The sequence below is a fragment of the Pseudomonas pergaminensis genome (assembly GCF_024112395.2).
In the GTDB taxonomy this organism is placed as follows: Bacteria; Pseudomonadota; Gammaproteobacteria; order Pseudomonadales; family Pseudomonadaceae; genus Aquipseudomonas; species Aquipseudomonas pergaminensis.
The window spans coordinates 452673-474807 of the sequence record NZ_CP078013.2 but is presented as its reverse complement, the minus strand read 5'-3'; the positions used below and the strand labels follow the sequence as shown (position 1 = coordinate 474807).

The window sequence follows — 22135 nt, the reverse complement described above, 5'->3', positions numbered from 1 at the left end:
TTCAGGCGCATATCACTGCGGGTTGGCACGGATGCTGGAAAGCAACGATTTCAGGTTGGCAGCCTTGGGCTTGACCAGCCAGAAACGACGCAGGTAATCATCGAGGTTTTCAGCGAGGTTACGGCCCCATTCGCTGCCGGTCTCCTCGACGTACTCGTCCAGCACGTGCTGCAAGTGGTTCCGGTAGGACTCCATGGCTTCGCCGCTGATCCGCTGGATCTCGACCAACTCGTGGTTGACCTTGTCGACGAAGGTGTTGTCCTGGTCAAGCACGTAGGCGAAACCGCCGGTCATGCCCGAGCCGAAGTTGTAACCGGTCTTGCCGAGTACCGCGACAAAGCCCCCGGTCATGTACTCGCAGCAGTGATCGCCAGTGCCTTCTACCACGGTGTGGGCACCGGAGTTACGCACGGCGAAACGCTCACCGGCGGTACCGGCGGCGAACAGCTTGCCACCGGTGGCGCCGTACAAGCAGGTGTTGCCGATGATGGCACTGTCCTGAGTCTTGTAGACGCTGCCTTTAGGCGGAACGATCACCAGCTTGCCGCCGGTCATGCCCTTGCCCACGTAGTCGTTGGCGTCGCCTTCCAGGTACATGTGCAGCCCGCCGGCGTTCCACACGCCAAAGCTCTGGCCCGCAGTGCCTTTGAAGCGGAAAGTGATCGGCGCTTTCGCCATGCCCTGGTTGCCGTGCTTGCGCGCGATTTCGCCGGAGATGCGGGCGCCAATCGAACGGTCGCAGTTGCAGATATCCAGGGCGAATTCGCCACCGCTGGCATCGTTGATCGAGGAAGAAGCCATCTCGACCATCTTCTCGGCCAGCAGGCCTTTGTCGAACGGTGGGTTGCGGTCCACCTGGCAGAATTGTGGCTTGTCCGCCGGGATGTGGTCGCTGCCCAACAGCGGCGTCAGGTCCAGGTGGTTCTGCTTGGCGGTCTGGCCTTCAAGGATGTCCAGCAGGTCGGTACGACCGATCAGCTCTTCGAGGGAGCGCACACCCAGCTTGGCCAACCACTCACGGGTTTCTTCGGCGACGTAGGTGAAGAAGTTCACCACCATGTCGACGGTACCGATGTAGTGATCCTTGCGCAGCTTCTCGTTCTGGGTCGCGACGCCGGTGGCGCAGTTGTTCAGGTGGCAGATGCGCAGGTATTTACAGCCCAGGGCGATCATCGGCGCAGTACCGAAGCCGAAGCTTTCGGCACCGAGGATCGCGGCCTTGATCACGTCGAGGCCGGTTTTCAGGCCGCCGTCGGTCTGTACCCGAACCTTTCCGCGCAAGTCGTTGCCGCGCAGGGTCTGGTGGGTTTCGGCCAGGCCGAGTTCCCACGGTGCACCGGCGTACTTGATCGAGGTCAGCGGCGAAGCGCCGGTGCCGCCGTCGTAGCCGGAGATGGTGATCAGGTCGGCATAGGCCTTGGCCACGCCAGCGGCAATGGTGCCTACGCCGGCTTCTGCCACCAGTTTCACCGAGACCAGGGCCTGCGGGTTGACTTGTTTCAGGTCGAAAATCAGCTGCGACAAGTCTTCGATCGAGTAGATGTCGTGGTGCGGTGGAGGCGAGATCAGCGTCACACCCGGCACTGCATAACGCAGCTTGGCGATCAGACCGTTGACCTTGCCGCCTGGCAGCTGGCCGCCTTCACCGGGCTTGGCGCCCTGGGCCACCTTGATCTGCAGCACTTCGGCGTTGACCAGGTATTCCGGGGTCACGCCGAAACGGCCAGTCGCGACCTGCTTGATTTTCGAGCTCTTGATGGTGCCGTAGCGCGCCGGGTCTTCACCGCCTTCGCCGGAGTTGGAACGCGCACCCAGGCGGTTCATGGCTTCGGCCAGGGCTTCGTGAGCCTCAGGCGACAAGGCGCCCAGGGAGATACCGGCGGAGTCGAAGCGCTTGAGGATCGATTCCAGCGGCTCGACTTCGCTGATGTCCATCGGCGTGTCCAGGGTCTTCACCTTGAACAGGTCGCGGATCATCGACACCGGGCGGTTGTCCACCAGCGCGGTGTATTCCTTGAACTTGGCGTAGTCGCCCTGCTGCACGGCGGCTTGCAGGGTGTTGACTACGTCCGGGTTGTACGCGTGGTATTCGCCACCGTGCACGAACTTGAGCAGGCCGCCTTGCTGGATCGGCTTGCGCGCACTCCAGGCTTCGGCTGCCAGGGCTTTCTGTTCGGCTTCGATGTCGACAAAACGCGCACCCTTGATACGGCTTGGCACGCCACGGAAACTCAGCTCGCAGACTTCTTCGGACAGGCCGATGGCTTCGAACAGCTGGGCGCCACGGTACGAGGTGACAGTGGAGATGCCCATCTTCGACAGGATCTTCAGCAGGCCCTTGGTGATGCCCTTGCGGTAGTTCTTGAACACCTCATAGAGGTCGCCCAGCACTTCACCGGTACGGATCAGGTCACCCAGCACTTCGTACGCGAGGAACGGGTACACCGCCGAGGCGCCGAAGCCGATCAGTACCGCAAAGTGATGCGGGTCGCGAGCGGTGGCGGTTTCCACGAGGATGTTGGAGTCGCAGCGCAGGCCTTTCTCGGTCAGGCGGTGGTGCACCGCGCCGGTGGCCAGGGAGGCGTGGATCGGCAGCTTGCCTGGGGCAATGTGACGGTCAGTCAGCACGATCTGGGTACGACCGGCACGCACGGCTTCTTCAGCCTGGTCGGCGACGTTGCGCACCGCGGCTTCAAGGCCGAGGCTCTCGTCGTAGTTCAGGTCGATGATCTGGCGGTCGAAGCCCGGGCGCTCCAGGGTCATCAGCGAGCGCCACTTGGCCGGGGAAACGACCGGCGAGCTGAGGATCACGCGGGAAGCGTGCTCAGGCGATTCCTGGAAGATGTTGCGCTCGGCACCGAGGCAGACTTCCAGGGACATCACGATGGCTTCGCGCAGCGGATCGATCGGTGGGTTGGTCACCTGGGCGAATTGCTGGCGGAAATAGTCGTACGGCGTGCGCACGCGCTGGGACAGCACCGCCATTGGCGTGTCATCGCCCATGGAACCGACCGCCTCGTAGCCTTGCTCGCCGAGCGGACGCAGCACCTGGTCGCGTTCTTCGAACGTGACCTGGTACATCTTCATGTACTGCTTGAGCTGGTCAACGTCATAAAAAGCCGAACCGTGGTCGTTGTCTTCCATGGTCGCCTGGATGCGCAGGGCGTTCTTGCGCAGCCATTGCTTGTACGGGTGACGCGACTTCAAGCGGTCGTCGATGGCGTCGGTGTCGAGGATCTGCCCGGTCTCGGTGTCCACGGCCAGGATCTGGCCAGGGCCTACGCGGCCTTTGGCGATCACGTCTTCCGGCTTGTAGTTCCACACGCCGATTTCCGACGCGAGGGTGATAAAGCCGTTGGTGGTGGTGACCCAACGCGCCGGGCGCAGACCGTTACGGTCGAGCAGGCACACCGCGTAGCGACCGTCGGTCATGACCACGCCAGCCGGGCCGTCCCACGGCTCCATGTGCATCGAGTTGTACTCGTAGAATGCACGCAGGTCCGGGTCCATGGTCTCGACGTTCTGCCACGCTGGCGGAATGATCATGCGCACGCCACGGAACAGGTCGATGCCGCCGGTGACCATCAGTTCGAGCATGTTGTCCATGCTGGAAGAGTCGGAACCCACGCGGTTGACCAGCGGGCCGAGCTCTTCAAGGTCCATCAGGTCATTGGCGAACTTGGTGCGACGGGCCACGGCCCAGTTGCGGTTGCCGGTGATGGTGTTGATCTCGCCGTTGTGGGCGAGGAAGCGGAATGGCTGGGCCAGCGGCCATTTCGGCAGGGTGTTGGTGGAGAAGCGCTGGTGGAACACGCAGATTGCGGTTTGCAGGCGCTCATCGCTCAGGTCTGGATAGAAGGCGGTCAAGTCCGCCGGCATCATCAGGCCTTTATAAATGATGGTCTTGTGGGAAAAGCTGCAGATGTAGTGGTCGGCGTCGGCGGCGTTGGCCACGGACGAGCGACGACGCGACGTGAACAGCTTGATCGCCATGTCCTGGTCGCTCAGGCCTTCGCCTGCGATGAACACTTGTTCGATCTGCGGCAGGCGCTCATTGGCCAGGCGGCCGAGCACGCTGGTGTCGATCGGCACTTTGCGCCAGCCGACAAGTTGCAGGCCGGCGGCCAGGATCTCGCGGTTCATGTTCTCGCGAGCGGCTTCGGCCTTGACCGGGTCCTGGTTGAAAAACACCATGCCCACGGCGTACTGCTTGGGCAGGTCGACAGCAAATTGCTCTTTTGCGACAGCGCGCAGGAACTGGTCGGGCTTTTGAATCAGCAAGCCGCAACCGTCACCGGTCTTGCCGTCGGCGTTGATCCCACCGCGGTGGGTCATGCAGGTCAGGGCCTCGATGGCCGTTTGCAAAAGGGTATGACTGGGCTCGCCCTGCATGTGGGCTATCAGGCCGAAACCGCAGTTATCCTTGAATTCATCGGGTTGGTACAGACCTGCTTTCATAGACACTTTCTCACCAGGCTGCCTCTTATACCGAGGCAAATTTCTTTTCAATTCAACCGGTTACCTTCCACGCCGAACGTACGCCGGCTTAGCGGGGGCAAAAGGGAGGTCATTGTACACACCGACACAGACGCTCACAAATTTAGCGACGAAATGTCGCAAATCTATGTCGCATTTATGAAAGGTTTAAAGCGATATGCTGTGCTAGTCAAAACTTTTTTAATTCTGACCGCTACGACTCAAAAGCTACTGTGACGCAGACACCACAAAGCGCGCGGTCTCTAGAGACTGCACGCACTTGCGGTTATTTTTTGAGGTGCCGGGAGGGCGGCCTGGGTAAGGCCGCCGGATCTTCAGCGAGTTGTTGCGAGTTCTTGTTGAACGCTGGCAACAGTGCGAGGCCAAGGTTTACCAGCCTGGACCTTCGCTGGCAAGGTTTTGATCGCAGAATCGGCGGCTGCACGGCTGGAGAAGTTGCCGTAGGTGATCACGTAGAGAGGCTTGCCGTTGAGCACTTTCTTGAAATAACGGTACTCGCCGCCCTGCTCCTTCACGAACGCCTGGGCGTTGGCTTCGGAACTGGTGCCGAGGATCTGCACCACGAAGTTGCCGGTTGGCTGGCTGCTGTACCAGCTGCTGCCAGCGGCGCCGGCCTTGGCAACGGTGGCGGCTGGTTTTTCAGCCGGTTTGGCGGCTGGCGCAGGGGCTGGCTTGGCGGTTGGCGCAGGCGCGACCGGCTTGGTCACGGGCGCAGGCTTGGCGGTGGCGACTGTCGGCGCGGGTGTCGGCTTGGCAGCCGGCTGGCCGGCTGGCACGCCCGCTGGCGGTGCAGTGGTGGTCACGGTAGGCGGTGTGGCGCTGGAGCCTTCCACCGGCACGCCGTCGTCGCCTTCGGAGATGCCACCGGCTTCTTCGGCAAGCGGGCCGCGCATCACAGGTTGGCCAACCATCGGCAGGTTGGTCGGTTGGCCGGAGTTGGCGAATTCGACGTTTGGCGTGGGCTTGCCCAGTGGCAACTGCGCCTGTTCGGTTGGCGCGCCGGCTGTGGTGGGCGCCTTGCTGCGACCTGGGATCAACCAGGCGGCGGCAACAGCGACCACGACAACGGCGGAAATAGCCAATACGTGTTTCTTAGGCATAGTGAACCCCATCTTTGGACGCTTGACCGCAGAGCGGCTGGCAATCATGGCTTCGATCATGGCATCGCGGGCAACCTGGTTGATGGTGCCAGGCCAGCCGTCGGAGCTTTCGTGAATATCAGAGATCTGTTGAGCGGAGAAAAGTTCGATGCCCGCCCCTGCGCCTTCCAGGCGTTGAGCCAGGTATTCGCGGGTTTCTTCCTCTTCGTACGGCTGCAACTCGATGACGTGGAACAGCTCTTGTTCGCCGCTGATCTGCTCAAGGTCGGCGATCAACGACGACTCGCCGAACAGGAACACGTGCGGGCGACCTTCCGGCGTACCCGCCGCCAGCGCCAGCAGCGCTTCAAGCGCGGATTCGTCAAGCTGCTCGGCGTCATCCACCAGCAGGTAGACTTCCTGGCCGGTCAGGCCCAGTTGCACGACCTGCTTGAGAATCGCGTTCGGCTCGGCTGTAGCCACATCCAGGGCCTGCGCAACCTGGCGCAATACGCCAGCCGCATCACCGGCACCACGGGCCGACACCACCACGCTCTGTACCGATTGCTTGTTGGTGCTGGCCACCAGGGCCTGGCGCAACAGCGTCTTGCCGCTGCCCAACGGCCCCGTCACCACCAGCAGCAGTTGGCTGTAGCGCGCGAGGTGGTGCAGCTGGCCGAGCACAGGCTTGCGCTGGGCCGGGAAAAATTTGAAACCAGGCACCCGTGGAGCAAAGGGGTCGTGGCTTAACTGGTAATGGCCGAGGAACGCCTCGTCGGCATGCAAACTAGTCATCGGGATCTTATTAACCTTTAAGCTGGGCCAGGGCGCGGTAATCCGCTCCCAGCGTGGCCTGTAAAATCTCTTTCGGATAATCGTCGGTCACCACCGCTTCGCCCATGTGGCGCAGCAGCACCAGTCGCAGTCGACCGTCGATCACTTTCTTGTCTATCGCCATATGTTCGAGGAAGTCCGCCTCGGTCATTTCCTCAGGCGGAATGACTGGCAAACCGGCGCGCTGGAATAGGCGAATGCCCCGGTCACGCTCCTGGGCACTGATCCAGCCCAGGCGCTGCGACATCTCCAATGCCATCACAGTGCCAGCCGCCACGGCTTCCCCATGCAACCACACACCATAGCCCATGTGCGTTTCGATCGCATGGCCGAAGGTGTGGCCCAGGTTCAAGGTGGCCCGTACGCCGGACTCCCGTTCGTCGGCATTCACCACCAGCGCCTTGGCGGCGCAGGAGCGGGAAATGGCTTCGGTGAGTGCCGCCTGGTCCAGATTGCGCAGGGCGTCGACGTGCTCTTCCAGCCACGTCAGGAACGGCTCGTCGCAGATCAGCCCGTACTTGATGACTTCTGCCAGGCCCGCCGACAGCTCGCGCGGCGGCAGGGTGTTGAGGGTGGCGGTATCAATCAGCACGGCTTGGGGCTGGTAGAACGCGCCGACCATGTTCTTGCCCAGTGGGTGGTTGATGCCGGTCTTGCCGCCCACCGACGAATCGACTTGAGACAGCAGGGTGGTCGGCACCTGGATAAAGTCCACGCCACGCTGGTAGCAGGCCGCTGCAAAGCCGGCCATGTCGCCGATCACACCGCCGCCCAGGGCGATGACGGTGGTGCGGCGGTCATGACGTGCGGTCAGCAGGCCATCAAAGATCAGCTGCAGGGTTTCCCAGTTTTTGTGGGCTTCGCCGTCGGGCAAGATCACAGAGATCACGGAATACGCCGCCAGGCTGCGGCTCAGACGCTCAAGATACAGCGGCGCGACCGTTTCGTTGGAGATGATCGCCACTTGCCGCCCGGCAATATGCGGTGCGAGCAGCTCGGGCTGGTCCAGCAAACCTTCGCCAATATGGATCGGGTAGCTGCGCTCGCCTAGATCGACCTTAAGTGTCTGCATGTGTCCCCGCGTTAGAGATGTATTGACGACCGGCAACGCCAAATTCTGACGTCGCCTGATGGCTCTACGCCACACCCTGGAAGGTGATGGCGCGCCGCCGAGAATAGCGCATTTCGGGCCTGGCTTTAACGGGGTGGCAGCCGTTGCAAGCGCTCAAGAATGTCGAGGACCACCATCCGAGGTGGCCGCTCATCGGTTTCTACCACCAGATCGGCGATTTCCCGATACAGCGGATCACGCAATGCGAGCAGGTCCCGCAAGGTCTTCGCCGGGTCGGCAGTGCGCAGCAACGGGCGATTGCGATCGCGGGCAGTGCGGCCCACCTGCTGCTCGACCGATGCATGCAGATAGACCACCCGACCACCGGCATGCAGCGCCCGACGGTTTTCATCGCGCATCACTGCGCCGCCGCCAGTGGCCAATACCACACCATCGCAGCCGCACAGCTCGGCGATCATCGCCTGCTCACGATCACGAAAGCCCAGCTCGCCTTCCTTATCGAAGATCCATGGGATATTGGCACCCGTGCGCAATTCAATTTCCTTGTCGGAATCTTTGAACGGCAGGCGCAGCTCTTTGGCCAGCAAACGGCCGATGGTGCTTTTTCCAGCGCCCATCGGTCCTACAAGAATCAAATTTCGCACAGAATCAACGACTCACAGCAATCGCCTGGTTATTCATAATACGCGGAGTCAGGAATACCAGCAGCTCGGATTTTTTCTCCGCCAGCACATCGCGCCGGAAAAGGCGGCCAAGATACGGCACATCGCCCAAAAATGGCACTTTATCTACCACTTTGCTTTGGGTATTAGAGAAAACGCCGCCGATGACGATGGTCTCGCCATCCTTGACCAGCACCTTGGCGTTCACTTCGTTTTTCTTGATCGGCGGCACGTCATTGAGCTTGTTCAGGTAATCGGGCTCGTCCTTGGTGACTTTGACTTCCATGATCACCCGGTCGTCGGGGGTGATCTGCGGGGTCACCTCCAGCGACAACGAGGCTTCCTTGAACGACACCGACGTGGCGCCGCTGGAGCTGGATTCCTGATAGGGGATTTCAGTGCCCTTGAGGATGCGCGCGGTTTCCTTGTCGGAAGTCACCACCTTGGGTTGCGAGACAATTTCCCCGTTGCCGGTTTTCTCCATGGCGGTGAGCTCCAGGTCCAGCAGCAGGTTGTCGGTAATAAAGGCGATGCCCAGGCCCGAGGTGCCGGTGAGCGAGCCCAAGTCAACAAAGGGTGAGCTGGGCGGGTTTTCCGAAGGCTGCGCACCTTCGGCCGGTGGCTTCGCAATCCCCCCGGCGCCCCAGTTGCCGCGATTGAGTCGCCCGCCCCAGCGCGCGCCCAGGCTTTTGTCGTAGTCGACATTGGCCTCGACAATGCGCGCCTCGATCATCACCTGGCGCACGGGGATGTCCAGTTGCGCCACGATCCGCCGCAGCTCCTCCAGCCGCTCCCCGGTCTGGTAAGCGATGATGTTATTGGTGCGATCATCGACCGCCACCGACCCACGCTCGTCGGGCACGCCTTCAAGGCCCGTCACCGACTGGAACAGCTTGGCCAGGTCTGCCGCCTTGGCGTAATTGACTTGCAAGAGTTCACGGCGCAATGGCGCCAGCTCGGCCATTTGCTTGCGCGACTCCAGGGTCAGCAGCTCACGTGCAGCCAACTCTCCGGCGGGCGCGACCAGTAACACGCCGGCCTTCACCCGCTTATCCAGGCCCTTGGCCTGCAGCACCAGGTCCAGCGCCTGATCCCAGGGCACATCCTTGAGGCGCAGGGTAATTGAACCCTGCACATCGTCGCTCGCCACCAGGTTGAGGCCCGCCACATCGGCGATTTGTTGCAACGCCGTACGCAGCTCGATGCTTTGGAAGTTGAGGTTGAGCCTGTCGCCCGTGTAGGCGCTCGACGCGGTGTTGCCAGGCGGTGGCAACTGGATCAGGTCTACGCGATTAGGTAGAGCAGCAGCCATCGGTGCCGTGAACGCTATCCATAGCGCCACACCGAAGGACGAGAAAGTCCTTTTCATTGGTTGATTCCGTTATGAGTTGACGTTTAACACCAGGGTTCGCGGGCGTTCCAGCCATGCACCCTGACCATCGGGAAACAGTTCGACCAGCTCCACGTAACGCTCATGGATGACCGTGACTCGGCCATGGTCCGGCCCCAGGTAGTCACCGACCGCCAGCCGGTGCACCCTGGAGGCCGCACGCAGCAGGGCAAAAGCCTGCACACCGCGCGACAGCGTGCCGACCATTTCAAACTGGTCCACTGCCAGGGTTTCCAGGACGCCACGTGGCCTGGCGAGATCCGGCGCCCGAGCGGGCCGACCAGGCAAATGGCCGACCTGAATGGCAAGCCGCTGGAAAGGATCACGCAGACCGGACGCGTCATAGACAAAAGCCTGCCTTGCTAATCCCTGCCCGCCCGGCCCGGCGCCTGACGGCGCCTGCCAATACGTCTTGGCCAGCAGGTCCAGGCGCAGCAGCTTGCCATCACGGCGCAGGGCAATATCGTGCACCGTGGCGATTCGCGACAGGCCACCCAGGCGGCTCAGGAACATTGCCAGGTCGTGATAAGCCCCGGTCAAACCGACCTGCACAGGTTGCTCGTGATAGAACGGCCTGGGCTGTTCATCCAGCGGGGTGACGTTTTCGACCAGCAAACCATTGGCCAGCGCCAAGCCCGCGATGTCTTCCAGCAAGCCGGGCATTTCGGACTCACCCGGCAACGCCTGCAAAAGCTCATTGGCTTTCGCCTGCATCAACTGGAACTGGTGCGTGCGCGTCTCAAGGCTGGCAGCCAGGGCGGTCTTTTGCGCGACATGCTGCTGCAGGGCCACTTCCTGCGTTTCGACCCGTTGTAACCGGTGCCGCGAAGGGCTCAGGTACACCAGGTCGCCCACCACAAACACTACAGCCGCCAGCGCACAGCCCAACAGGGCCTTGCCAGGAAGGGGCCATTTTGCAGCGTTGTGAGTGAGTGCAGAAAGATTGAGCCTTGGCAGGCTCAAGGCTGAGCCTCGGAGGACTCGCCCTGACGCACCATCAGCTGAAATTCGTTGTTGCCGCGCGCGCCATCCGTTCGCACATGTTGCAACCGAGTGGAATGGGCACCTTCTGCGGCCTCGAGGCGGCGCATCAACTGGGCGATGTCCTGGCTGGACTCCGCGCTGCCGCTGATACTCACGGTATCGCCCTTGGCCACCACTTCATGCAGGTGGACGCCGTCGGGTACCGCGCGGGCCAGTTGATCGAGCAACTGGGCACCGGAGGAGCGTGAATCGTGCAGGTCTTGTACGACCTTCATGCGCTGGGCCAACTGCTGGCTTTGCTCCTGCAGATCGTCGATGGTCTTGATGCGTGAATCGAGGCCAGCGACCTCCTTGCCCAGATGGTCGTTGCGGGTGACTTGGCGATCAATGGCCTGGTCGATCACCTGATCCGCCAGCCACACGGTCGCCAGCGCCGCGCAGGCGAACGCCAGCAGACACGCCAGCAAATACTTGCGTCGCCGCTCTGCCAGCGCCTGGCGCCATGGCAATAGGTTGATTCGTGTCTTCAAGCGAAACTCCTCAGGGCCAACCCGCAAGCAATTCCCATCCCTTGGGCATCCACGGCCCATTGTGCACCATCGACTCGATGGCTCGGCGTGAAGCTGGCGAAATCCTGACGGCTAGCGCGCGCCAATGCAAACGCTTCGACATCGATGACCCTGGGCACCAGCCCCGCCAGGGCCAGAACCGCCTCGCGAGTCTCCACCTGTTCCTTAAGGCATGCCGCCAGCAGCACGTCGACCCGGCCGGGTTTCAGCGCCGTCGGCCCACGCACTTGGAAATCGATGGCCACGTCATCCAGGGGATAAGGAATGTACTGGTCCGCCTCCATCTGGATCATCCAGGTCATCTCATCGTCAGTGAGCCCTGCGTCCATCTCGATCATTCGTGTGATCACCGAAGGGCCGGCCACGGCAGCGGCGGCACCACGCACCGAGGTCGACAACCGCGACCACGCACTGCGCAGAGCACGGCCCACGCCTTCAAGATCGAGGAATGTGCCATCGACCACCGACTGCACGGGCAATGCCTGCGTGACGTAAGCCTGAATGGTGTAACCCGAGGTTGAGCGACCCAGTTCCACCAGCCGGATTGCCGTGTCATTGATGTCGACGCCCAGCAGGGTGTCGACTTTTTGCCTGAAAAATCCCTTTCCCATAAAACTCCCTAAAACTTTGCCTGTCATACCGCCTGATTGCCGCTGGGCGCCATGCATTCGGTCGACTTGTTGAACAGGTGCGAATGACGCCCCAAGGCGAAAAATGCTTTAATGCCCAGCGTTTTTTCCCGCTTTTATCTGCAGCTCGGGTCGATCCATCGTTTGCCATGCATGCCCCGACGCCTAACTCATTCTTTTCTCTGGAAATCCAAAAGCCTTGATTCGTCTGCTGAAGTTTTTCGGGTACTCCATTGTCGCCATCGTTTGCGGGCTGCTGCTCGTGCTGAGCGGGGCCTACCTCTACCTTAGTCCGGGTTTGCCCTCCGTAGAGGCCCTTAGAAGTATCCAGTTGCAGATTCCTTTGCGGGTCTACAGCAGCGATGAAAAACTGATCGCGGAGTTCGGCGAAATGCGCCGCACACCGATCCGTTTTGCCGATATTCCACCCAATTTCATCAGCGCCCTGCTCTCGGCCGAAGACGATAATTTTGCCAACCACTATGGCGTCGACCCCAGCAGCCTGGTGCGTGCGGCGACCCAGTTGGTAAAAAGCGGACACATTCAGTCCGGCGGCAGCACCATCACCATGCAGGTGGCGAAGAACTTCTTCCTCACCAGCGAGCGCAGCTTTTCGCGCAAGGCCACCGAAATCCTCCTGGCACTGCAAATCGAACGCCAGTTGACCAAGGACGAGATCCTCGAGCTCTACGTCAACAAGATCTACCTGGGCAACCGCGCCTACGGGATCGAGGCCGCCTCGCAGGTTTACTACGGCAAGTCCATTCGTGACGCCAGCCTCGCGCAGATGGCCATGATCGCCGGCCTGCCAAAAGCCCCTTCACGTTTCAACCCCCTGGCCAACCCGGCGCGCAGTAAAGAACGCCGCGACTGGATCCTGGGGCGCATGTACAAGCTGGGCAAAATCGACCAGGCCGCTTATGAAAGCGCCATCGCCGAGCCGTTGAATGCCAGCTACCACGTGCCGACGCCAGAAGTTAACGCGCCTTATATCGCCGAAATGGCGCGCGCCGAAATGGTTGGCCGTTATGGCAGCGAGGCCTATACCGAAGGCTTCCGCGTGACCACCACCGTACCGAGCGACCTGCAGGAAATCGCCAACACCTCGGTGCATGCCGGCCTGATCACCTACGACCAACGCCATGGCTACCGTGGCCCTGAATCGCGCCTGCCAGGCAAGACCCTGAGCGCCTGGACCACTGAGCTGGGCAAACAACGCGCGATCAGCGGCCTGGAACCGGCCATCGTGACCCAGGTGAAGAAAGATGGGGTGCAGGTACTCACCCGTACCGGCGAAGCCCATGTGACGTGGGACAGCATGAAGTGGGCGCGCCCATTCCTGAACACTAACAGCATGGGCCCGATGCCCAAGCAGCCATCGGACGTGGCGCAGGTGGGTGACTTGATCCGCGTGCAACGCCAGAAGGACGACAGCCTCAAGTTCAGCCAGGTGCCGCTGGCCCAAGGCGCCCTGGTGTCGCTGGACCCGCAAAACGGTGCGATACGCGCCCTGGTCGGTGGCTTCGCGTTCGAGCAGAGCAACTACAACCGCGCGACCCAGGCCAAACGCCAGCCGGGCTCGAGCTTCAAGCCATTCATCTACAGCGCTGCGCTGGACAACGGCTACACCGCCGCCAGCCTGGTCAACGACGCCCCGATCGTGTTTGTCGACGAGTACCTGGACAAGGTCTGGCGTCCGAAAAACGACACCAACACCTTCCTTGGCCCGATCCGTATCCGTGAGGCGCTGTACAAGTCGCGTAACCTGGTGTCGATCCGCCTGTTGCAGGCAATGGGCGTGGGCAAGACCATCGATTACATGACGCGCTTCGGCTTCGCCAAGTCGGACCTGCCGCCCAACCTGTCCCTGGCCCTGGGCACCGCGACCCTCACGCCGATGGAAATCGCCACCGGTTGGAGCACCTTTGCCAACGGCGGCTACAAGATCGCGCCGTACCTGATCGACAAGATCGAAAGCCGCAACGGCGACACCCTGTTCACCGCCAACCCGCCACGTGTGCCGGGTGATGTGGTCAACGGCGTCGCGGCGACTGACGGCCTGGCGGCGCCGAGCAATGGCGGCATTACCATCGAACCGGCTCCAGGCACCACCCCTGCCGCCAACGGCACCCCCGCCGAGCCCCAGGCACCCGCTGTCGCCGAGCGCATTGTCGATGGCCGTACCACGTATATCCTCAACAGCATCCTGGAAGACGTCATCAAGAAAGGTACTGGCCGCCGCGCCCTGGCGCTGAACCGTCCGGACATTGCCGGCAAGACCGGTACCACCAACGAATCCAAGGATGCCTGGTTCTCTGGCTATAACGCCGACTACGTGACCACCGTATGGACGGGCTACGATCAGCCGGAAAGCCTTGGCCGTCGCGAGTTCGGCGGTACCGTCGCGCTGCCGATCTGGATGAGCTACATGGGCGCGGCCTTGAAGGACAAGCCGCCGCACACGCAGCCGGAGCCAGAAGGCATCCTCAGCCTGCGCATCGACCCGGTCAGTGGCCGTGCGGCCTCGCCAAGCACACCGAATGCGTACTTCGAACTGTTCAAGAGCGAGGACACGCCGCCGTCGGTCAATGAGCTGGGCAATGGCGTTGCGCCGGGCAGCCCGCTGCCGGCGGATGAGGCGGCGCCGATCGATCTGTTCTAGTGAGATTTATGGCCTGAAACAGATTCAATGTGGGAGCGGGCTTGCCCGCGATTGCGGTGTGTCAGGCGCCACATGAGCTGATTGATACATCGCTATCGCGGGCAAGCCCGCTCCCACACGTGGGTCTCCACAAGGTCCAAGTGAATCGCCACAAAAAAGCCCCGACTCGCAAGAGCCGGGGCTTTTTGTGGGTGCGCTACAACGGCTTAGCCGTTGAACACATCATCCACGCTTTGCAGCGGGTAGTGCTCCGGATACGGCAGGGTGGCCACGCCGGTCTCGATGGCGGCCTTGGCCACGGCATCGGAGATCAGGCTGATCAGGCGCTTGTCCATTGGTTTCGGGATGATGTACTCGATTCAATGTGGGAGCGGGCTTGCCCGCGATTGCGGTGTGTCAGGCGCCACATGAGCTGATTGATCCATTGCTATCGCGGGCAAGCCCGCTCCCACACGTGGGTCTCCACAAGGCCCAAGTGAATCGCCACAAAAAAGCCCCGACTCGCAAGAGCCGGGGCTTTTTGTGGGTGCGCTACAACGGCTTAGCCGTTGAACACATCATCCACGCTTTGCAGCGGGTAGTGCTTCGGATACGGCAGGGTGGCCACGCCGGTCTCGATGGCGGCCTTGGCCACGGCATCGGAGATCAGGGTGATCAGGCGCTTGTCCATTGGTTTCGGGATGATGTACTCGGTTCAATGTGGGAGCGGGCTTGCCCGCGATTGCGGTGTGCCAGGCGCCACATGAGCTGATTGATCCATCGCTATCGCGGGCAAGCCCGCTCCCACACTTGGGTCTCCACAAGGCCCAAGTGAATCGCCACAAAAAAGCCCCGACTCGCAAGAGCCGGGGCTTTTTGTGGGTGCGCTACAACGGCTTAGCCGTTGAACACATCATCCACGCTTTGCAGCGGGTAGTGCTTCGGATACGGCAGGGTGGCCACGCCGGTCTCGATGGCGGCCTTGGCCACGGCATCGGAGATCAGGGTGATCAGGCGCTTGTCCATTGGTTTCGGGATGATGTACTCACGACCGAATTCCAGCTTGATACCGCCGTAGGCGTCGCACACTTCCTGAGGCACTGGCAGCTTGGCCAGTTCACGCAGGGCGTTGGCGGCAGCCACTTTCATCTCTTCGTTGATGCGCTTGGCGCGAACGTCCAGGGCACCACGGAAGATGAACGGGAAGCCCAGTACGTTGTTGACCTGGTTCGGGTAGTCCGAACGGCCGGTCGCCATGATCACGTCGCTACGGGTGGCGTGAGCCAGTTCCGGCGAGATCTCTGGGTCCGGGTTGGAGCAGGCGAACACGATCGGGTTGGCGGCCATAGACTTGAGGCCTTCGGCGCTCAGCAGGTTCGGGCCGGACAGGCCGACGAACACGTCTGCGCCGTCGAGGGCGTCAGCCAGGGTGCGCTTGTCGGTGGCGTGGGCAAACATCGCCTTGTACTGGTTCAGGTCGGTACGCTCGGACTGGACCACGCCCTTGCTGTCGACCATGAAGATGTTTTCCAGCTTGGCGCCCATGCTCACCAGCAACTTCATGCAGGAGATGGCCGCAGCGCCGGCGCCCAGGCAGACGATCTGTGCGTCGGCCAGGGTCTTGCCTGCGATTTCCAGGGCGTTGATCATGCCGGCCGCCGTAACGATCGCGGTGCCGTGCTGGTCATCGTGGAATACCGGAATGTCGCACTGTTCGATCAGGGCCTTTTCGATCTCGAAGCACTCAGGTGCCTTGATGTCTTCCAGGTTGATGCCACCGAAGGTGATGGAAATGCGCTTGACCGTGTCGATGAAAGCCTGCGGGCTTTCGGAGTCGACTTCGATGTCGAAAACGTCGATGCCGGCGAAGCGCTTGAACAGCACGCCTTTACCTTCCATGACTGGCTTGGACGCCAATGGGCCGAGGTTACCCAGGCCGAGGATCGCGGTGCCATCGGAAATCACTGCAACCAGGTTGCCTTTGCCGGTGTACTTGTACGCCAGTTCGGGGTCGCGGGCGATTTCACGTACGGGCTCGGCAACACCAGGGCTGTAGGCCAGCGACAGGTCGCGGGCGGTGGCAGTGGCCTTGGTGAGCTCTACACTCAGCTTTCCTGGACGAGGATGGGCATGATATTCGAGAGCGGCAGTTTTCAAATCAGACATATCGGCATTCCGCTTTTACTGTTGGTCGACGGACCGCCGAGGATACGCGTGTCGTAAAGTCCCCACAAGACTGGGCAGTCACGGGTGTCAAGGGCCCTGCGCTACGACTTTCGGCCAAGAGCCACGGGATACAAGGGCTCAACTGTTCACAATCGACTAAAAAAATGTCTACAATTTTTCCTTAAAGCGCCGATTTGAGCATGCTGGGATCGGTCAGTGGCAGAAGCCAACGCGCCTGGCCGTTTTTCAGGCCGCCACGCTTGGCGCGATCCTGCACCCAGCCACGGGCCTCGATTGACTGGCCTTGCAGACCATTGAGCCACCCGGCGTCGAATTGACGGACAAGCTCGGGTGCAATGCGTAATACCAGTGAGCCCTGCAATTCGATCCAGATTCCACCGCGATTGCGTTCGATCTTGCTCACCCGGCCGCTGACCAAAGCAAAACCGGACTGCTTGAGCTGCGCCACGCTGTGTACCGGTGACTGGCGCCACACACCCAGACGCGCCTCACGGGCGCTGTTCTCCGCAGCCTGCTGGCAGGCCACAAGATCAACATTGGGCGCGACGCCTACCTGAAACCCCAGGCCTTCAGCCAGCAGCTGCGCCTCAAGATTCTTACCCTCAGCGCCGTACAGGTGGGCCAAGGTACGGCCGTAGCGATCCTTTCCCTCACGCCCAACAACCAGGCCGACGCGACGGTCGCTGGCGTCCACCAATGCCTGCAAGCGCTGACGGGCGGCGACGGCGTAAGGCTCGTCGGCGCGACCGCGCTTACCGGTTTCAGGCGCATTGAGGCCAATCATCCGCACGCTGCGACCATCCTTGAGGCGTACGGTATCGCCATCCACCACACGCTGCACCTCCACCTGGACCAAGGCGGCCGGGGCGGGGCAAAACACGTCGGCCTGGGCGACTGAAAGCCAAATCCCAGGCACAAAAAAGGCGCCCACAAGGGACGCCTTTTTCAACAGCTGGCAAAAGCCCATAAGGCTTTTGGGCCTTACTCTGCTGGAGTAGCAGCAGGCTTCTTGCCGAAAGCACCAAAGCGATCTGCGAAGCGCTGTACACGGCCGCCGGTGTCCAGAGTTTTCTGCTTACCGGTGTAGAACGGGTGGCACTCGTTGCATACGTCAGTACCCAGTGGCTTGCACAGGTTCGAACGGGTTTCGAACTTGTTGCCGCAGCTGCAGGTGACTTCGATGGTTTCGTACGCTGGATGGATATCGGCTTTCATGGCACTTCCTCGGGCTAGCGTGCCGCCACTCGACACTATTGTCGAATACCGCACGTAATTAGGCCGCGGATTCTACCAGACCTTTTCAATCGCGCAAGCGGCGCTTCCGGTTGAAGACCTCCTTTCATCAGAAAACCGTGGCATACCCAAGCCCTCCCCTGTCTGCTAGGCTCCCGCCCCTGCGCCACCGCCTACCTTTATATGAGACCCTCGCGTGCCCGACGCCATTTTGCGCCTAGCCCTGCCCTCGCCCCTGCGCCGCCTGTTCGATTACCGGGCCCCGGCCGGCGTGCTGCGGGCGCAGTTGCAGCCGGGCATGCGCGTGCGCGTACCGTTCGGGCGCCGAGAGATGATCGGCATCCTGGTGGAAGTTTCTGACCACAGCGAAGTGCCTGCCGAGAAACTCAAGCCTGCCCTGGCGATCCTTGACGCCACCCCACCGCTACCGCCTGCGCTGTTCAAGCTGTGCCTGTGGACGGCCCAGTATTACCAGCACAGCCTGGGCGACACCCTGAGCTGGGCGTTACCCGTGCTGTTGCGCCAGGGCGAACTGGCCGAAGCGCGTCAGGAGCGCTTTTGGTCGATGGTGCCGGGGGCGCGCCTCGACGACCCGCGCATTGCCCGCGCGCCGCGCCAGCGTGAAGCCTTGGCCACACTGGCGCAGCACCCTCACGGCGTGGCTCACCAGCTATTAAGCAAGCTGATGCTGAGCAAAGACAGCCTCGACCTGTTGCTCGCCAAGGGCCTGGTGCAGGTGGAAATCCGCAAGCACGCGCCCGACGCCCGCCACGAACACTGGCTGGCGCAGCCGGAACTGCCGCTGAACCCCGAGCAACGCGCGGCCTACGAGGCGATTCGCGCCGGCTTTGACAGTTTCCACGCGTTCCTGCTGGCCGGCGTCACCGGCAGCGGCAAGACCGAAGTCTATCTGCAGTTGATCCGCGAAACCCTGCAAGCCGGAAAACAGGCGCTGGTGCTGATCCCCGAGATCAACCTGGGCCCGCAAACCCTGGCGCGGTTCGAGCAGCGCTTCAACGCGCGTATCGCCCTGGTGCACTCGGCAGTCAACGACCGCGAGCGCCTGGAGTCATGGCTGGCCGCGCGGGATGGCGAGGCCGACATTATTATTGGCACCCGGTCGGCGCTGTTCACGCCGATGAAAAACCCTGGGCTGATCATCGTCGACGAGGAGCATGACGGCTCCTATAAACAGCAGGAAGGCCTGCGCTATCACGCCCGCGACCTGGCGCTGGTGCGTGCACGCCAGGAAGACATCCCGATCGTGCTGGGCTCGGCCACGCCGTCCCTCGAAAGCCTGCACAACGCTTACACCGGTCGTTACGGCCTGCTACGCCTGAACGAGCGCGCGGGCGGCGCCAAGCAGCCACGTTTTCTGCGCCTGGATGTTAAAAGTCGCCCGCTGGACAGCGGTATTTCCGGGCCGATGCAACAAGCCATCGGCCAGACGCTTGCCGCCGGCCAACAGGTGCTGGTGTTCCTCAATCGCCGTGGTTTTGCGCCGACGTTGCTGTGCCATGACTGCGGCTGGATGTCCGAGTGCGAGCGCTGCGACGCGCGCATGACCGTGCACCAGCGCTACGGCGAACTGCGCTGCCATCACTGTGGCCATGTGGAGCGTGTACCGCGCCACTGCCCGCAGTGCGGCAAAGTCGACCTGCGACCGGTGGGCGCAGGCACCGAGCGGGCCGAAGAGCGCCTGGGCATCCTGTTCCCGGATTACCCGGTGCTGCGGGTCGACCGCGACAGCACGTCGCGCAAGGACGCGATGAACCAGCTGTTCGCCACCATCCAGAAAGGCCAGCCGTGCATCCTCATCGGCACGCAGATGCTTGCCAAGGGGCACCATTTTCCACGGGTGACCCTGGTGTCGATCCTGGATGCCGACGGCGGGCTGTTCTCCGGGGACTTCCGCGCCAGCGAACGCATGGCGCAGTTGATCGTGCAGGTTGCCGGCCGCGCGGGCCGCGCCGAGGAGCCTGGCCGGGTGATTATCCAGACGCACCTGGCCGACCACCCGCTGCTCATCCAACTGACAGAACAAGGCTACTTCGCCTTCGCCGAGCAGGCCCTGAGCGAACGCCGCGCCGCCGGCTTGCCGCCGTTTTCCCACTTGGCCTTGCTACGCGCCGAGGCGCACAAGCCGGGGCAGGCCGAGGGTTTCCTGGATGAAGCCTGCAGCGCCGCCGAACGTTTGCTCGGCGAGCTGGGTCTGAGCGGCATCGAACTGCTCGGCCCGGTGCCCGCGCCTATGGAGCGCCGCGCCGGGCGTTATCGTGCTCAGCTACTCTTGCAGGCAACCTCGCGCGCACCGATGCATCGGCTATTAAGTAGCTGGTTGCTTGCCCTGGAGCAACTGCCCAGCGGCCGGCAAGTGCGATGGTCATTGGATGTGGACCCGGTAGATTTGTACTGACCGTTAAATGGCCATCGCAGGCAAGCCAGCTCCCACAATTTGAAATGTGAACAGCCTTAAATGTGGGAGCGGGCTTGCCCGCGATGAGGCCCGCAGGTCCGCCAACCCGTCTGAATGGTTGGCAAGCCCGCCCTCGCCACGGATAATGCCCAGTTTTTCCACCTGCGCATCGCGCGCCGCCGCTTGCGGTCGAAAGAGAACACCATGAAAGACACCATTCGCCAGCTGATCCAACAAGCCCTCACCCAACTCGTCAACGAAGGTGTGTTGCCTGAAGGCCTGTCGCCGGCGATCCAGGTGGAAAACACCCGCGACAAGACCCACGGTGACTTTGCCAGCAACATTGCGATGATGCTGTCCAAGCCGGCCGGCATGAAACCGCGCGACCTGGCAGAAAAAATCATCGCCGCGCTGCCTGCCGACGAGAGTGTCACCAAGGCTGAAATCGCCGGCCCGGGCTTTATCAACTTCTTCCAGAACACCCAGGCCCTGGCGTCGCGCCTGGATGCCGCCCTGGCCGACGCCAGGATCGGCGTGCGCAAGGCTGGCCCGCTGCAGCGCGTGGTCGTCGACCTATCGGCGCCGAACCTGGCCAAAGAGATGCACGTCGGCCACCTGCGCTCAACCATCATTGGCGACGGCGCGGCGCGGGTCCTGGAGTTCCTCGGCGACGACGTGATCCGTCAGAACCACGTCGGCGACTGGGGCACTCAGTTCGGCATGCTGATGGCTTACCTGCAAGAAAACCCGATCACCAGCAACGAGCTGTCGGACCTGGAAAACTTCTACCGCGCCGCCAAGAAGCGCTTCGACGAATCCGAAGAATTCGCCGACCGCGCCCGTGGCCTGGTGGTCAAGCTACAAGCCGGTGACGCCGAGTGCCTGGCACTGTGGAACCGTTTCCGTGACATTTCCCTGTCTCACTGCCAGGAAATCTACGAACTGCTCAACGTCAAATTGACCATGGCCGACGTGATGGGCGAAAGCGCTTACAACGACGACCTGATGAATGTGGTCAACGACCTCAAGGCCAAGGGCCTGCTGGTAGAGAGCAACGGCGCACAGTGCGTGTTCCTCGAAGAATTCAAGACCGCCGACGGCGAGCCGCTGCCGGTGATCATCGTCAAGGCCGATGGCGGCTACCTCTACGCCACCACCGACCTGGCCGCCGTGCGCTACCGCAGCGGCGTGCTCAAGGCTGATCGCGCCTTGTATTTTGTCGACCAACGCCAGGCGCTGCACTTCCAGCAGGTGTTCGAAGTGGCGCGCCGCGCCGGTTTCGTCACCCACCCGATGCACATGGAGCACATGGGCTTCGGCACCATGAACGGCGCCGATGGCCGCCCGTTCAAGACCCGCGACGGCGGCACCGTGAAGCTGATCGACCTGCTCACCGAAGCGCAGGAACGTGCCTACAGCCTGGTGAAGGAAAAGAACCCGGAGCTGGCCGAGGCCGACCTGCGCAACATCGCCCGCGTGGTGGGCATTGGTGCGGTCAAATACGCCGACCTGTCCAAGCACCGCACCAGCGACTACAGCTTCAACTTCGACCTGATGCTCAACTTCGAAGGCAACACCGCGCCGTACCTGCTGTACGCCTACACCCGTGTGGCTGGCGTGTTCCGCAAGCTGGGCAAGGACTTCAGCGAAGTTGAAGGCCAGATCGTGCTGGACGCCCCCCATGAACAGGATCTGGCCGCCAAGCTGGCGCAATTCGGCGAAGTGCTGAACAGCGTCGGTGAGAAAGGCACGCCGCACATCCTGTGCACCTACCTGTACGAAGTCGCCGGCCTGTTCTCCAGCTTCTACGAGAACTGCCCGATCCTCACCGCCGACGACGAAGCCCAGAAGCAAAGCCGCCTGCGCTTGGCTGCACTGGCTGGACGGACCCTCAAGCAAGGCCTCGAGCTGTTGGGCCTGGAAACACTGGAGCGTATGTAAG

13 protein-coding genes and 3 pseudogenes are annotated in these 22135 nt (G+C 62.0%); 3 read left to right on the top strand and 13 right to left on the bottom strand.

Annotated elements, in window-relative coordinates; genetic code table 11:
* Positions 1–12: 12 nt before the first annotated feature.
* From gltB to pilM, 8 genes and pseudogenes are all read right to left on the bottom strand, one after another.
* Positions 13–4458 (bottom strand): glutamate synthase large subunit, encoded by a 4446-nt coding sequence (gene gltB / locus KUA23_RS02125; protein ID WP_078046510.1) that lies wholly within the window; start codon positions 4456–4458, stop codon positions 13–15.
* 353 nt (positions 4459–4811) lie between these two features.
* Entirely contained in the window at positions 4812–6371 is a 1560-nt protein-coding gene (locus KUA23_RS02120) for an SPOR domain-containing protein (RefSeq protein WP_078046509.1), read from the bottom strand.
* A gap of 10 nt (positions 6372–6381) precedes the next feature.
* On the bottom strand, positions 6382–7482 hold the full coding sequence (gene aroB / locus KUA23_RS02115) for a 3-dehydroquinate synthase (RefSeq protein WP_021492321.1): 1101 nt from the start codon (positions 7480–7482) through the stop codon (positions 6382–6384).
* 125 nt (positions 7483–7607) lie between these two features.
* Positions 7608–8126, bottom strand: coding sequence for a shikimate kinase AroK (aroK, locus tag KUA23_RS02110; protein ID WP_003187914.1), 519 nt, complete (start codon positions 8124–8126; stop codon positions 7608–7610).
* Positions 8127–8130: 4 nt separating this feature from the next.
* Positions 8131–9387, bottom strand: a pseudogene (locus KUA23_RS02105) (type IV pilus secretin PilQ); the annotation flags it as partial.
* 138 nt (positions 9388–9525) lie between these two features.
* Positions 9526–10497, bottom strand: coding sequence for a pilus assembly protein PilP (locus tag KUA23_RS02100; protein WP_252993378.1), 972 nt, complete (start codon positions 10495–10497; stop codon positions 9526–9528).
* Positions 10494–11048 carry a PilN domain-containing protein gene (locus tag KUA23_RS02095; protein WP_078046505.1) on the bottom strand — a complete coding sequence of 185 codons (555 nt, stop codon included), beginning with the start codon at positions 11046–11048 and terminating at the stop codon, positions 10494–10496. The genes KUA23_RS02100 and KUA23_RS02095 overlap by 4 nt, the downstream gene beginning before the upstream one ends.
* Entirely contained in the window at positions 11045–11698 is a 654-nt protein-coding gene (pilM, locus tag KUA23_RS02090) for a type IV pilus assembly protein PilM (RefSeq protein WP_100491673.1), read from the bottom strand. The genes KUA23_RS02095 and pilM overlap by 4 nt, the downstream gene beginning before the upstream one ends.
* A 220-nt stretch (positions 11699–11918) precedes the next feature.
* Here pilM and KUA23_RS02085 point away from each other — a divergent pair, with 220 nt between their 5' ends.
* The gene (locus KUA23_RS02085; RefSeq protein WP_410896871.1) at positions 11919–14378 is read left to right on the top strand and encodes a penicillin-binding protein 1A; all 2460 of its coding nucleotides are present in this window, start codon (positions 11919–11921) and stop codon (positions 14376–14378) included.
* A 206-nt stretch (positions 14379–14584) separates the two neighbouring features.
* Here KUA23_RS02085 and KUA23_RS02080 read toward each other — a convergent pair.
* The 5 genes and pseudogenes from KUA23_RS02080 to rpmE form a co-directional block, all read right to left on the bottom strand.
* A pseudogene (locus KUA23_RS02080) lies at positions 14585–14734 on the bottom strand (malic enzyme-like NAD(P)-binding protein); the annotation flags it as partial.
* 185 nt (positions 14735–14919) lie between these two features.
* A pseudogene (locus KUA23_RS02075) lies at positions 14920–15069 on the bottom strand (malic enzyme-like NAD(P)-binding protein); the annotation flags it as partial.
* 185 nt (positions 15070–15254) lie between these two features.
* The gene (locus tag KUA23_RS02070) at positions 15255–16523 is read right to left on the bottom strand and encodes a malic enzyme-like NAD(P)-binding protein (protein WP_016979185.1); all 1269 of its coding nucleotides are present in this window, start codon (positions 16521–16523) and stop codon (positions 15255–15257) included.
* 181 nt (positions 16524–16704) lie between these two features.
* Complete coding sequence (locus KUA23_RS02065; protein WP_078046502.1) at positions 16705–17511, bottom strand: thermonuclease family protein; 807 nt, start codon at positions 17509–17511, stop codon at positions 16705–16707.
* A gap of 14 nt (positions 17512–17525) precedes the next feature.
* Positions 17526–17759: a 50S ribosomal protein L31 gene (gene rpmE, locus KUA23_RS02060; protein WP_005784030.1), complete on the bottom strand. Its 234-nt coding sequence runs from the start codon at positions 17757–17759 to the stop codon at positions 17526–17528.
* A gap of 214 nt (positions 17760–17973) precedes the next feature.
* Between rpmE and KUA23_RS02055 the strand changes: the two genes are divergently transcribed.
* Both KUA23_RS02055 and argS read left to right on the top strand, forming a co-directional pair.
* Positions 17974–20193: a primosomal protein N' gene (locus KUA23_RS02055; RefSeq protein ID WP_252993377.1), complete on the top strand. Its 2220-nt coding sequence runs from the start codon at positions 17974–17976 to the stop codon at positions 20191–20193.
* A gap of 204 nt (positions 20194–20397) precedes the next feature.
* Positions 20398–22134, top strand: coding sequence for an arginine--tRNA ligase (gene argS / locus KUA23_RS02050; protein WP_252993376.1), 1737 nt, complete (start codon positions 20398–20400; stop codon positions 22132–22134).
* The last annotated feature ends 1 nt before the right edge of the window (position 22135 follow it).

Bases quoted from the DNA above. Each gene is read 5' to 3' on its own strand.
- gltB (WP_078046510.1), bottom strand. From the start codon at position 4,458: ATGAAAGCAGGTCTGTACCAACCCGATGAATTCAAGGATAACTGCGGT.
- KUA23_RS02120 (WP_078046509.1), bottom strand. From the start codon at position 6,371: ATGACTAGTTTGCATGCCGACGAGGCGTTCCTCGGCCATTACCAGTTA.
- aroB (WP_021492321.1), bottom strand. From the start codon at position 7,482: ATGCAGACACTTAAGGTCGATCTAGGCGAGCGCAGCTACCCGATCCAT.
- pilM (WP_100491673.1), bottom strand. From the start codon at position 11,698: ATGGGAAAGGGATTTTTCAGGCAAAAAGTCGACACCCTGCTGGGCGTC.
- KUA23_RS02070 (WP_016979185.1), bottom strand. From the start codon at position 16,523: ATGTCTGATTTGAAAACTGCCGCTCTCGAATATCATGCCCATCCTCGT.
- KUA23_RS02065 (WP_078046502.1), bottom strand. From the start codon at position 17,511: ATGGGCTTTTGCCAGCTGTTGAAAAAGGCGTCCCTTGTGGGCGCCTTT.
- rpmE (WP_005784030.1), bottom strand. From the start codon at position 17,759: ATGAAAGCCGATATCCATCCAGCGTACGAAACCATCGAAGTCACCTGC.
- argS (WP_252993376.1), top strand. From the start codon at position 20,398: ATGAAAGACACCATTCGCCAGCTGATCCAACAAGCCCTCACCCAACTC.